The organism is Streptomyces sp. Y7 (assembly GCF_043195415.1).
GTDB lineage: Bacteria > Actinomycetota > Actinomycetes > Streptomycetales > Streptomycetaceae > Streptomyces.
In genome coordinates this window covers 75,533-87,790 of sequence record NZ_JBIDDQ010000020.1, presented here as the reverse complement: position 1 = coordinate 87,790, position 12,258 = coordinate 75,533, and the positions used below count along the sequence as shown (strand labels likewise).

Annotated in this window: 11 protein-coding genes; 3 read left to right on the top strand and 8 right to left on the bottom strand. The window is 71.6% G+C overall.

The genetic code is table 11. From position 1 onward, the window contains the following. Positions 1 to 69 precede the first annotated feature (69 nt). Complete coding sequence (locus ACGFW6_RS33910; protein ID WP_393518674.1) at positions 70 to 1,107, top strand: LacI family DNA-binding transcriptional regulator; 1,038 nt, start codon at positions 70 to 72, stop codon at positions 1,105 to 1,107. A gap of 98 nt (positions 1,108 to 1,205) precedes the next feature. On the opposite strand, the gene ACGFW6_RS33905 is transcribed toward ACGFW6_RS33910, so the two are convergent. From ACGFW6_RS33905 to ACGFW6_RS33875, 7 genes are all read right to left on the bottom strand, one after another. Continuing rightward, positions 1,206 to 2,414 carry a TerD family protein gene (locus ACGFW6_RS33905; protein WP_393518850.1) on the bottom strand — a complete coding sequence of 403 codons (1,209 nt, stop codon included), beginning with the start codon at positions 2,412 to 2,414 and terminating at the stop codon, positions 1,206 to 1,208. Between the two features lie 91 nt (positions 2,415 to 2,505). Continuing rightward, on the bottom strand, positions 2,506 to 3,495 hold the full coding sequence (locus tag ACGFW6_RS33900; protein ID WP_393518671.1) for a zinc-dependent alcohol dehydrogenase family protein: 990 nt from the start codon (positions 3,493 to 3,495) through the stop codon (positions 2,506 to 2,508). After that, positions 3,492 to 4,340 (bottom strand): carbohydrate ABC transporter permease, encoded by an 849-nt coding sequence (locus tag ACGFW6_RS33895; RefSeq protein WP_393518669.1) that lies wholly within the window; start codon positions 4,338 to 4,340, stop codon positions 3,492 to 3,494. The genes ACGFW6_RS33900 and ACGFW6_RS33895 overlap by 4 nt, the downstream gene beginning before the upstream one ends. Then, a complete protein-coding gene (locus ACGFW6_RS33890; protein WP_393518667.1) occupies positions 4,337 to 5,275 on the bottom strand; it encodes a carbohydrate ABC transporter permease in 939 nt (312 codons plus the stop codon). The genes ACGFW6_RS33895 and ACGFW6_RS33890 overlap by 4 nt, the downstream gene beginning before the upstream one ends. Then, positions 5,272 to 6,642, bottom strand: a complete 1,371-nt coding sequence (locus ACGFW6_RS33885; RefSeq protein WP_393518664.1) for an ABC transporter substrate-binding protein — start codon at positions 6,640 to 6,642, stop codon at positions 5,272 to 5,274. The genes ACGFW6_RS33890 and ACGFW6_RS33885 overlap by 4 nt, the downstream gene beginning before the upstream one ends. Before the next feature lie 118 nt (positions 6,643 to 6,760). Next, positions 6,761 to 7,531, bottom strand: a complete 771-nt coding sequence (locus tag ACGFW6_RS33880; RefSeq protein WP_393518662.1) for a DeoR/GlpR family DNA-binding transcription regulator — start codon at positions 7,529 to 7,531, stop codon at positions 6,761 to 6,763. A gap of 261 nt (positions 7,532 to 7,792) precedes the next feature. Continuing rightward, a complete protein-coding gene (locus ACGFW6_RS33875; RefSeq protein ID WP_393518660.1) occupies positions 7,793 to 8,602 on the bottom strand; it encodes an NAD-dependent epimerase/dehydratase family protein in 810 nt (269 codons plus the stop codon). 174 nt (positions 8,603 to 8,776) lie between these two features. Here ACGFW6_RS33875 and ACGFW6_RS33870 point away from each other — a divergent pair, with 174 nt between their 5' ends. Then, a complete protein-coding gene (locus ACGFW6_RS33870) occupies positions 8,777 to 9,730 on the top strand; it encodes a 5-dehydro-4-deoxyglucarate dehydratase (protein WP_393518657.1) in 954 nt (317 codons plus the stop codon). After that, positions 9,727 to 10,890, top strand: a complete 1,164-nt coding sequence (locus ACGFW6_RS33865) for a hypothetical protein (protein WP_393518654.1) — start codon at positions 9,727 to 9,729, stop codon at positions 10,888 to 10,890. The genes ACGFW6_RS33870 and ACGFW6_RS33865 overlap by 4 nt, the downstream gene beginning before the upstream one ends. On the opposite strand, the gene ACGFW6_RS33860 is transcribed toward ACGFW6_RS33865, so the two are convergent. Further along, positions 10,827 to 12,068: an MFS transporter gene (locus ACGFW6_RS33860; protein ID WP_393518651.1), complete on the bottom strand. Its 1,242-nt coding sequence runs from the start codon at positions 12,066 to 12,068 to the stop codon at positions 10,827 to 10,829. The genes ACGFW6_RS33865 and ACGFW6_RS33860 overlap by 64 nt on opposite strands. Positions 12,069 to 12,258: the final 190 nt, after the last annotated feature.

The window sequence follows — 12,258 nt, the reverse complement described above, 5'->3', positions numbered from 1 at the left end:
CGAACCGGCAAGCACGGCACCCCCGTAGTCGCACACTCCGGTTCCCCCGGCAGGGATAGGGTGCACAGCGTGTTGGCGGACGATCAGCAGCGGGAGCCGAGTGCCGACCGCACCGGCGATGCCCGGCGGCGGGCCACGATCCACGACGTCGCCAAGCTCGCCGGGGTGTCACGCCAGACGGTCTCGCGTGCGGTGAACGACAAGGGCGAGATCGACCCGGGAACCAAGGAGCGCGTCCTGGAGGCGGCGCGGCTGCTGGACTACCGGCCCAGCCGGTTCGCGCGCGGCCTGGTGCGCAAGGGGACCGTGACGGCCGGGCTGGTGATACCGGACCTGATGAACCCCTTCTTCCCGGAGGTGGCCGCCGGGGTGCTGGAGGCCGCCGAGCAGCGCGGCTGGCAGGTGGTCGTGTGGGACTCGCGTACCGACGAGGCCCGGGAACGGGAGGCGCTCGACGTGCTCTCGCACCAGGCGGACGCGGTGATGGGCTACTTCAGGAGCCCGGACGAGGAACTGGCCCGCCACCTCGGCGGGGTACCGCTGGTGCTGCTGGAACGCGGTCCGCAGCAGACCCGGTTCGCGGCCGTCGGCATCGACGCCGCGGCGGGCCTGGAGCAGGGCATGGCCCATCTGGTCGCCGCGGGGCATCGCCGTATCGGCATGCTGGACGGTGTGCACGGTCCCGTCCCCAGGCGCCATGCGTTCCTCGCGGAGGCCCGGCGGCACGGCCTGCCCGTGGACGACGGCTGGATCGCCATGTGCCCCGAGCACAGTGTGGCGGGCGGTGAGGAGGGCATGGGGCGCCTGCTGGACGCACGGCCCGACCTCACGGCGGTGTTCGGCTTCAACGACCTGATCGCGGTCGGCGCGATGCGTGCGGCCCGGCGCCGGGGCCGTCGGGTGCCGGACGAACTGGCCGTGGTGGGCTTCGACGGGCTGTCGCTGGGCGAGCTGGTCGACCCCGGTCTCACCACCCTGCACATCGACAAGCGCCGGCTGGGCCGGCTGGCCGTGGAGCAGGTGGCGCGGCTGCGGGCGGGGGAGGAGCCGATGAACGGCACCGACGCCTGGGTGGTCCCCGAACTGGTGGTCCGGGCCTCGGCGTGACGCGCCCGGCCGGGCCGGCCCGCTCGACGGGCGCGGCGAAGACGTGACGGCGCCGGGCGCCCCTCGCGGAAGGGGCGCCCCGCACGTCGTACGGTCGGCTACAGCGCCTGTGCCGCCGGCTTCACCATCCCGCGCACGGTCCGGGACTTCACGAAGTCGCCCATCGCCGTCATCTCCCACTCGCCGGAGAACTGGCGGATCATCTTCGCCATCAGCACGCCCGTCTGCGGCTCGGCGCTGGTGAGGTCGAAGCGGACGAGTTCCTCGCCGCTCTGGGCGTCGATCAGCCGGCAGTAGGCCTTGGCGACCTCGGTGAACTTCTGGCCGGAGAAGGAGTTCACCGTGAAGACCAGGCCGGTGACGTCCTGGGGCAGCCGGCCGAGGTCGACCGTGATGACCTCGTCGTCCCCGCCGCCCTCGCCGGTGAGGTTGTCGCCGGAGTGGCGGATGGCGCCGTTCACGATCTGGAGCTTGCCGAAGTAGCAGCTGTCGATGTGGTTGCGCTGCGGGCCGTAGGCGATGACCGAGGCGTCCAGGTCGATGTCCTTGCCGCGGTACGCCGGCTCCCAGCCGAGACCCATCTGGACCTGCGAGAGCAGCGGCCGGCCGCCCTTCATCAGGGAGACGGTCTGGTTCTTCTGGAGGCTGACGCGGCCCTTGTCGAGGTTGATCTTGCCGGCGCCGGGCGCGGGCGGGGCGGGAGGCGCCGCGGGGGCCGGGGGAGCGGCGGGAGCGGACACCGGCGGGGCCGGCGGTGCGACCGGGGGCTGCATGGTCGGCTGCGGCGGGGCCACGGGGGCGGCGGCCGGGGCCGGCTCCTCGACCGTGACGCCGAAGTCGGTGGCGATGCCGGCCAGGCCGTTCGCATAGCCCTGGCCCACCGCGCGGGCCTTCCAGGCGCCGTTGCGCAGATAGATCTCGACGACCACCAGTGCCGTCTCGGCGCCGAGCTGCGGGGGTGTGAAGGTGGCCAGGACGCTGTTGTCGTCGGCGCTGCGGATGGTCGCCGTCGGTTCGATGCCCTGGAAGGTCTGGCCGGCGGCGTCGGGGCTGGCGGTGACGACGATCTTCTCGATGCCCGGGGGCACGGCCGACGTGTCGACCGTGATCGCGTCGGGGGAGGTGCCGCCGCCCGACCGGTACGTCACGCCCGGGCCGCTGGGCTGGTTGTAGAAGATGAAGTCGTCGTCGGAGCGCACTTTGCCGTCGGCGGTGAGCAGCAGGCCCGATACGTCGAGCCGCACCGGGGCGGCGACGTCCACCGTCACGCGCGCGGTGGAGAGAGGGATGTTCGAGCCGGGGGTCATAGCTGTCATGCCCCGTGAACGAGCGGAGGCGCTTTACCGTTCCCTTACCCGGCAATCGGGTGGCACGGGTGCGGCGCCCCCGCCCGCCGGCCTACGGCACGACCACGATCTTGCGGCCCACACCCGACGCGAACTGCTCCAGCGCCTGCGGATACCGCTCCAGCGGGATGCGGTCGCTGATGAAGATCTCCGGGTCGAGGACACCGCCCGCGAACAGCTCCGCCGCCCGCTCGAAGCTGTGCAGGACGGCCATCGAGCCGGTGATGGTGATCTCCTGGTTGTAGATGCGGTACGGGTCGATGGTCACCCGCGTCGCGTAGTCCGCGACACCGAACTGGAGGAACGTGCCGGCCTTCGCCACCCGGTCCAGGCCGTCCTGGATGGCCGCCGCGTTGCCGGTCGCGTCGACGACCAGGTCCCAGCCCTGCGGACGGTCCAGTTCGTCGGGGTTCGCCGCCGACGCCGAGACGCCGAGGCGGCGGGCCGTCTCCAGGCGCTGCGGGTTGACGTCCACGACGTCGACGCTGGCCGCGCCGGTCCGCTTCGCGAGCTCCAGCATCATCAGGCCCATCGTGCCGGAGCCGTAGATCAGCACGTGCGCGCCGAGGCGGGACTGCAGGACGTCGTAGCCGCGCACCGCGCAGGACAGGGGCTCCACCAGGGCCGCGTCCTGGGTGCGGACGTGCTCGGGGAGCTTCACGCAGTTCGCCACGGGGGCGACGGCGAACTGTGCCGCGCCGCCGGCCGTGGTGACGCCGATCGCCGCCCAGCGTTCGCAGAGGTTGTTGTGGCCGGTACGGCAGTAGCGGCACTCGAAGCAGTACAGGGACGGGTCGACCGCGACCCGGTCGCCGACCGCCACCTCGGTGACCTGGGTGCCGACCCCGACCACCTCGCCGGCGAACTCGTGCCCGGGCACGATCGGCAGCTTCGGCGCGAACTCGCCCTGGAGGATGTGCAGATCGGTGCCGCACAGCCCGCAGGCCGCCACCTCGACGACGACCTCGCGCGGCCCTGGCGTCGGGTCCGGGACCTCGGCGACGACGGCCTTGCCCACGGACTCGATGACGGCGGCCTTCATTTCACGGCTCCCAACGACAGGCCCTGGACCAGCTTGTCCTGGGCGGCGAACCCCGCGGCGAGCACCGGCAGGGAGATGACGAGCGACGCGGCGCACACCTTCGCCAGGAACAGGCCCTGGCTGGTGATGAAGCCGGTCAGGAAGACGGGCGCGGTCTCGGCCACCACGCCCGTCAGGACTCGGGCGAACAACAGCTCGTTCCAGCTGAAGATGAAGCAGATGAGGGAGGTGGCGGCGATGCCGGGGAGCGCGATGGGGGCCACCACGCGCGTGAGGATCGTCGGCAGCCTCGCCCCGTCCACCCGTGCCGCCTCGATGATCGCGACCGGTATCTCGGCGAGGAAGGAGTGCATCATCCACACCGCGATCGGCAGGTTCATGGAGGTGTAGAGGATGACCAGCAGCCAGATGTTGTCGAGCATGTCCGTGTTCTTCGCGAACAGGTACAGCGGCAGCAGGCCCGCCACGGCCGGCAGCATCTTCGTCGAGAGGAAGAAGAACAGGACGTCGGTCCACTTCTTCACCGGGCGGATCGACAGCGCGTAGGCCGCCGGCAGGGCGAGGACCAGGACGAACAGCGTCGAGGCCACCGACGCCACCGTCGAGTTGATCAGTGCCGGCCAGGGGCTGGCGCCGCCGCCCGCGCCGAAGAACTCGCGGTAGCCGTCCAGCGTCAGCGACGCGGCGAACGACGGCGGGTTGGTCGCCGCGTCCTGCTCGGAGTGGAAGGACGTCAGCGCCATCCACGCGATGGGCAGGAAGAACACGATGCCGAGCAGCCAGGCCACCAGGCCGAGGCCGGCTCCCTTGCGGCGGCTGCGAAGTCGTACGGCCACGGCACTCATGCGCGCGACACCTCCTCGCGGAACAGGGACGACACCACGCGCAGCGCGAAGGTCGCGATGATGATCGAGCCGATGACCACCAGGACGCCGGCCGCCGAGGCGAGGCCGTTCTCGTGGGCCTGGTAGAAGCTCTGGTAGACGGTGTAGGGGAGGTTGGCGGTGCCGAGGCCCCCGGACGTGATCGTGAAGACCGCGTCGAAGTTCTGGACGATGTAGATCGAGCCGAGCAGGGCGCCGAGTTCGAGGTAGCGGCGCAGGTGCGGCAGCGTGAGGTGGCGGAAGATCTGCCAGTCGCTCGCGCCGTCGACGCGGGCCGCCTCGATCTGCTCGTGGTCACGGCTCTGCAGGCCGGCCAGCAGGATCAGCATCATGAACGGCGTCCACTGCCACACGAGGGAGGCCTCCACCGCGAGCAGCGGGGTGTTGGAGATCCAATCGGGCTGTGGGCCGCCCACATAGTGCAACAACCCATTGAACAGGCCGTATTCAGGGTTGTAGAGCACATGCTTCCAGAGCAGGGCCGCCGCCACCGGCACCACCAGGAACGGGGCGATCAGCAGCGTGCGGACCACTCCGCGGCCCTTGAACTTTCGGTCCAGCAGCAGGGCGAGCACCAGGCCGAGGACCAGGCTGGCCAGCACCACCGCGACCGTCAGGAGCACGGTCGTCCACACCGACTGGCGCAGGGCGGAGTCGGTGAGGACTTCCTGGTAGTTGTCCAGGCCGGCGAAGTGCCGGGCGTCCGGGTAGAGGGAGTTCCAGTCGAAGAACGAGATCACCAGCGTGGCCACGAACGGCAGCTGGGTCACCGCGATCATGAAGATCAGTGCGGGCAGCAGGGGTGCCCGGGTCGCCCAGGCGCGCAGCCGGGCGGAGGGCGGCCGGGTGGCCGGCACGGGAGTCGTGGCCACGGGGGCCGTTGTCGTCGCTGTCATCGCCCCTCGTACTCCTCGGAGATCTCGTCGGCGAGCTGCTGGGACTTCTTCAGGGCCGCGTCGACGGACTGGCGTCCGGCGATGGCCGCGCTGATCTCCTGGGAGACCTTGGTGCCGAGGTCGGTGAACTCGGGGATGCCGACGAACTGGATGCCGGGCGCCGGGCGGGCCTGTACGCCGGGGTCGTCCGGGCGGGCGCCCTCGATGGCCTCCTTCGTCATCTCCTGGAAGGCCGCCGCCTCCTCGCGGTAGGCGGGGTTGTCGTAGGTGGAGGCACGCTTGCCGGCCGGGACGTTGGACCAGCCGATCTCGTCGCCGACCAGCTGCTCGTACTGCTTGCCGGACGCCCAGGAGACGAACTGCCAGGCCTTGTCCGGGTTGCGGGACGCCTGCTGGATGCCCCAGGCCCAGGTGTAGAGCCAGCCGGAGGACTCCGTCTTCTCGACGGGGGCGGGGGCGTAGCCCACCTTGCCCTTGACCGGGCTCTTCGCCGCCTCCAGCGAACCGGCCGCGGAGGTGGCGTCGTACCACATGGCGACCTTGCCCTGGGTCATGTTGTTCAGGCACTCGGCGAAGCCGGACTGGGCGGCTCCGGACTCACCGTGCTCACGCACCAGGTCGACATAGAACTTCGTCGCCCTCTCCCACTCGGGGGAGTCCAGCCGCGCCTTCCAGCCCTTGTCGAACCAGGTGCCGCCGAAGGTGTTGACGACGGTGGTGAGCGGGGCCATCACCTCGCCCCAGCCGGGCAGGCCGCGCAGACAGATGCCCTTCATGCCCGGCTCGGCGCCGTCCGTCCGCGCCGCGAGGTCCGCCACCTGCTGCCAGGTGGGGTGGGCGGGCATTTCCAGGCCCTCCTTCTCGAAGATGTCCTTGCGGTACATCAGGAAGGACGACTCGCCGTAGAAGGGCTGGCCGTAGAGCTTGCCGTCGTCGCCGGTCAGGGACTGGCGCATCGGCTTGAGGATGTCCTGCTCGTCGTAGTCCGGGTCCTCGGCGACGTAGGAGTTCATCTCCTTCAGCCAGCCGTTGCGGGCGTAGATCGGTATCTCGTAGTTGGAGAGGGTGGCCACGTCGTACTGGCCCGCCTGGTTGGCGAAGTCCTGGCTGATCTTGTCGCGGACGTCGTTCTCGGGCAGGACGGTGAAGTTGACCTTGATGCCGGTCTCATCGGTGAAGCGGGGGGCGAGTTTCTGCAACTCGGTCATCTGGGGGTTGTTGACCATGAGGACGTTGATCGAGTTGCCGCCCGACCCCGCCCCGCCGGCGCCGACCCAGCAGCCGGAGAGCAGCGGGGCGAGCAGCGTCCCTGCGGCGGCCGTGGCGAGCGTGGCTCGCTTGGGCCGTCGACGGCTCTGGGTTCGCATGGATCGCTCCTGGACGTATGGGGGGATGGAGGAGAAGAGGGGACAGGGGAAGGGGATGTACATGGAGATAAAGGGCGAGCGAGGGCGTATGAGTGCCCCCGGGGAGTGGGTTCGCCGATCAGACGCGGATGACCTGGGGTCCCAGGAGTGAGTAGCGGTGCGCCTCGGCCGCCGGGAGCAGCGTGCTCGTCACGATCGTCTCCAGCGTGCCGATGTCCGCGAACCGGCAGAAGCTGACCGCGCCGAACTTGGTGTGCACGCCCGCGAACACCGTGCGGCGCGCGGCCCGGATGGCCTGCGCCTTGACCTCGCTGACGGCCGGGTCGGGGGTGGTCAGGCCGTGTTCGCGGGAGATGCCGTTGGCGCCGATGAACGCCAGGTCGATGACGAAGCCGGCCAGCATCTTCGTCGTCCAGTGGTCGACGGTGGCCAGGGTGCCGGACCGTACCCGGCCGCCGAGCAGCAGCACGGAGGCGTTCTCGGACTCGGCCAGCGCGCCCGCGACCGGCAGGGAGGCGGTGACCACGGTCAGCGGCCGGTCCAGCGGCAGGGCCTCGGCGATGAGCTGTGGGGTGAAGCCCTCGTCGACGAAGACCGTCTCGGCGTCCCCCAGCAACTCGGCCGCGGCGGTCGCGATCCGGCGCTTCTCGGGGACATGGCTGGTGGCGCGGAAGGCCAGCGTCGTCTCGAAGCCGGCGCTCTCCACGGGGTAGGCGCCGCCATGGGTACGGCGGAGCAGTCCGTGGTCCTCCAGGACGCGCAGATCCCGCCGTACGGTCTCCTTCGCCACGCCGAGCTCGTCGGCGAGCGCGGTGACGTCGACCGAGCCGTCACGGCGTGCGGCCAGCACGATCTCGCGTTGGCGTTCTTCCGCCGTCCTCGTGCTCATGCCGACACCTGCCTTCCGCTTCGCTGCCCGTTCGGGCCCGGTGGGACCCATGGGGGAAGTTCTACAGCGGGTGTCCGGCACTGACCAGCTCTGTTACAGGTTCGATGCTGCCCGGGTATGCCCGTTCGGCAGGCACCGTGACCGTCTCGGACCTGCGTGGTTGCGGTGTGACGGGTGAGATCGGGCGGGTACGGCGCCCGGATGCGCGTGTGGGCGGGCCCGTTCTGTGCCCGCCCGCGTTTTCGCGCCGTCCCGTTTCGGTCAGTACGGCCAGATCGGCGGGTCGCTCACGAAGTGCCCGCCCAGGTAGGCGTGTGCGATGTTCTCGGGGTCGAGCTCGCCCTGCTCGGCGATCAGCTTCTCGGCGTACGGCTCGGAGTCGTCCTGCGGGTCGTAGCCGAGGGAGCGGGCGGAGGTCAGGTCCCACCACAGGCGGGTGTTCGCGGAGGAGCCGTGGACGACCGTGTGCCCGACGTTCTGCGCGGTCAGGGCCGCGTGGAAGAGGCGGGCGCCGTCGGCCGGGCTCATCCACACCGAGAGCATGCGCACGCTGGTGGGCTCGGGGAAGCAGGAGCCGATGCGCACCGACACCGTCTCCAGGCCGTGCTTGTCCCAGTAGAACTGCGCGAGGTCCTCGCCGAAGGACTTGGACAGGCCGTAGAAGGTGTCGGGGCGGCGCGGGGTGTCGATGGGGATGAGGGGGTCGTCGCCCCGGGGGCGGGGCGTGAAGCCGACCGCGTGGTTGGACGAGGCGAAGACGATCCGCTCGACGCCCTCCTGGCGGGCGGCCTCGTACAGGTTGTACGTGCCCTCGATGTTCGCCCGCAGGATCTTCTCGAACGGGGCTTCCAGGGAGATGCCGGCGAGGTGGATGATCGCGTCGACGCCCCGCACGGCCTCGCGCAGCGCGTCCCGGTCGGCGAGGTCGGCGACGATCGCGTTCGGCGCGCCCTCGACGGGGCGCAGGTCGAGCAGGCGCAGCTCGTAGCCGTACGCCGGGAGCAGGTCGCGCATCAGGGTGCCGAGGCCGCCGGCGGCGCCGGTGAGCAGAACGGTGCGGGGGGCTGGCATCCTCGGTTCTCCTTGAGTCCAGGGCCGTATGCATGCGCGCACGGTATTCACATTCATGGACAAGCTAAGGATCAACGACCTTGCCCGTCAAGGGTGGTGCGGCTTGCGTTCATAAACGTAAACTCTGATCAGGATCCTGTATGTGGTCGTCCTCGTCCTATCTAGGGAGAGCCCGTGACGCCAGCCCCTCTCGCCGCACGCCTGAGCATCCCCGGCGGGCCGCTGTTCTTCCCCGTCACCGCCTACGGTCCCGACGGCTCGGTCGACCTCGACACCTACCGCACCCATGTGCGCCGCGGCGTCGAGGCCGGGGCCTCCGCCGTGTTCGCCTGCTGCGGCACCGGCGAGTTCCACGCCCTCACGCCCGAGGAGTACGAGGCGTGCGTGCGGGCGGCCGTCGAGGCGGCAGGGGGCCGGGTGCCGGTCGTCGCCGGCGCCGGGTACGGCACCGCCCTCGCCGTGCGCTACGCCCGCCTCGCCGAGGGCGCCGGCGCGGACGGGCTGCTCGCCATGCCGCCGTACCTCGTCGTCGCCGGGCAGGAGGGGCTGCTGCGGCACTACCGCGAGGTCGCCGCGGCGACCTCGCTCCCGGTGATCGTCTACCAGCGCGACAACGCCGTGTTCACCCCGGAGACCGTCGTCGAACTGGCCCGCACGGACGGCGTCATCGGCCTCAAGGACGGCCTCGGCGACCTGGACCTCATGCAGCGCGTCGTGAGCGCGGTACGCACCGACTTCCCCGGCGAGTTCCTGTACTTCAACGGACTGCCGACCGCCGAGCAGACCCAGCTCGCCTACCGCGCCCTCGGCGTCACGCTCTACTCCTCCGCGGTGTTCTGCTTCGCCCCGGAGATCGCCCTCGCCTTCTACCGGGCGCTGGAGGCGGGCGACGACACGACGGTCCACCGCCTCCTGGACGGCTTCTACCGGCCGTTCGTCGAACTGCGCGCCCAGGGCCGCGGCTACGCCGTCGCGCTGGTCAAGGCGGGCGTCCGGCTGCGCGGACTGGACGTCGGGGAGGTCCGGCCCCCGCTGCACGAGCCGGGCGAGGACCATGTCAAGCAGCTCGCCCAGGTGATCGAGCGCGGCTACGCGCTGCTGGAGCAGGACCCGGAGGAGACCAAGTGAAGGCGTCGGCATTCGTCTACCCCTGGGACGTCAACGGGGACCCCGAGGCGCCCGGGAGGATCGCCGACCTCGGCGTGCGCCAGGTGACGCTCGCCGCCGCCTACCACTCCACCCGCGCCCTCACCCCCCGCCACCCGCGCCACCGCATCGTCACCGCCGGGCACGCGGCCGTGCTGTACCCGGCGGACGACCGCTGGGAGGGCCGCGCACTGCGCCCGTACCCCGCCGGGGACTGGGCGCCCGGCGACGCCTTCGGCGAGGCCGCGGCCGCGCTCACGGACGCCGGTCTGGAGGTGCACACCTGGGTGGTCCTCGCGCACAACTCCCGCCTGGGCGCCGAGCATCCGGACACCTCCGTCGTCAACGCCTACGGCGACCGCTACCCGTGGGCCCCGTGCATCGCGCAGCCCGCCACGCGCGCGTATCTCGTCGACCTGGCCGCCGAGGCCGCGGTCCGGCCCGGGGCGCGCGGCACCGAACTGGAGTCCCTCGGCTGGTACGGGCTGCAGCATCTGCACGCCCACGACAAGACCGCCGGGGTCACGCTCGGCGACGCCGGGCACTACCTGATGGCGCTCTGCTTCTGCCCGGTCTGCAAGAAGGGCTACGGCGACCAGGGCCTGGACGCCGACGAGTTGGCGGCCGCCGTACGGGACGCCCTGGAGCCGCTGTGGCAGGGGGCACCGGACGACGCGGGCTGGGCCGGGGTCGAGAAGCTGCTGGGTGCGCGGACGGCGGCGGCCACGCGCGCGTGGCGGGACACGACCGCCCGCACGCTCCAGGAGACGGCCGTGCGCGCGGTCCGCGAGGCCGCACCCGACGGCTTCCAGGTCCTGCTGCACGCCGACCCCGTGACCTACCACGTGGGCGCCAACGTGGGCGTCGACCCCGCACACATCCTGTCCGTCGCGGACGGCGTGGTCGTGCCCTGCGCGGGCGGACCCGGTCTGCTCACGCCCTTCGCCGAGCAGGGGCGCGCGGGCGCGGTCCTCGCCGCCAACCTCGGTGTGGTCTCCGGGATGGGCGGCAGCCCGGGCACGCTCGCCGAGGACGCGGCACGCGCGCGTGAGCTGGGCGCCACGCAGATCCGGCTCTATCACGCGGGGTTGGCGTCGGACGGCGACCTGGAGGCGGTACGGGAGGGCCTCGGCGCGCTCTGAAGCAGCGGCACGGCGCTCGCCAGCCACAGCACACCCAGGACCGGCAGCACGAGTCGCGCGTCGAGCAGTTCGACCAGGGCGGACCCGGCCGCCAGCCCGATGACGTTCGGGGCGAACACGAGCGTGTTGGCCGTCGCCGCCGTACGCCCGAGCAGTGCGTCCGGCGTCTCGCGCTGCACGGCCGTGAGCGCGGCGATCAGGACGCAGGGCAGGCCCGCGCCGGCCGCCGCGCTGCAGGCCAGGGCCACCGGGTCGGACGGGATCGCGCGCAGGCCCGCGGCGACGGCCGTCAGGGCGATGCCGTACCCGGCGAACCGGCGCTCGCCGAAGCGGCGCAACGCCGGCCCCGACAGCAGCCCGATCGCCACCGAACCGGCGCCCTGGACGGCATACGGCACACCGGCGTACGCGGGGGCGTGCCCGAGGCTGTCGATGACGGCGTAGATCATCGCGCCGTTGAGGCCGGCGAACAGCATCGTGGTGCCGCCGGCCAGGACGAGCGGGCGCAGGCGGGGGTGCGTCCACAGGTGACGGGCGCCCTCGGCGGTCTGCTCGCGCCAGCCGCCCGCCGGGGGCTCCGGCCTGCTCTCGCGCACCCGCAGACCGGCGTACAGGCCGGTGGCGAGCACGAACGTGACCGCGTCGAGCAGGGCGACGCCCCCTCCGCCGTACGCCGCGTAGAGACCGGCGCCGGCCAGCGGGGCGAGTAGCTTCATGCCCTCGTTGGCGGTCATCCGCAGTCCGTTGAAGTCGCCGAGCAGCGGCGTCGGGACGGCGCTCGCGACCAGCGCGGACTCCGCGGCGTCATGGACGACGCCCGCGGCGCCGTAGACGAACAGCACGGCGAACACCAGCCAGACCCGGTCCGCCGAGTCCACGGCGAAGAGGGTCGGCAGCAGCGCGGCCAGGAGCAGGTTCACCCCGATCAACAGGGGCTTACGGCGGGCCCGGTCGGCCAGTGTGCCGAGAACCGGCCCGGCCAGGGTGGGCGCCCACATGGCGAGCATGCACAGCGCCGCCAGTCCGTCGGAGCCGGTGAGTTCCTTGACCCATACGCCGGAGACCAGCCACAACGCGGACGTACCGAAACCGGAGATCACAACACCGGCAAAATAGAAACCGGCGTTGCGATCGCGAAGAACACGGGGGAGGGCCCAGGGGATGGTGGGGGTCGTCATGAGTGGCCACTGTGCGGCTAAGGCGGGGGTGACGGGATCGGGCGTCCGCCCTAGTCGGCCGGCCGCCGCCGGACATGACGTAGGCGCATGATTCCCGGGGGTCGCCGCCCGTCGGCGAGAACCCGTTGGAAGCTGGCGGTTCAGGTGCTGGGGTGGGTGCGGGGGCGGTCATAGCGTGGTGAATCGTCCA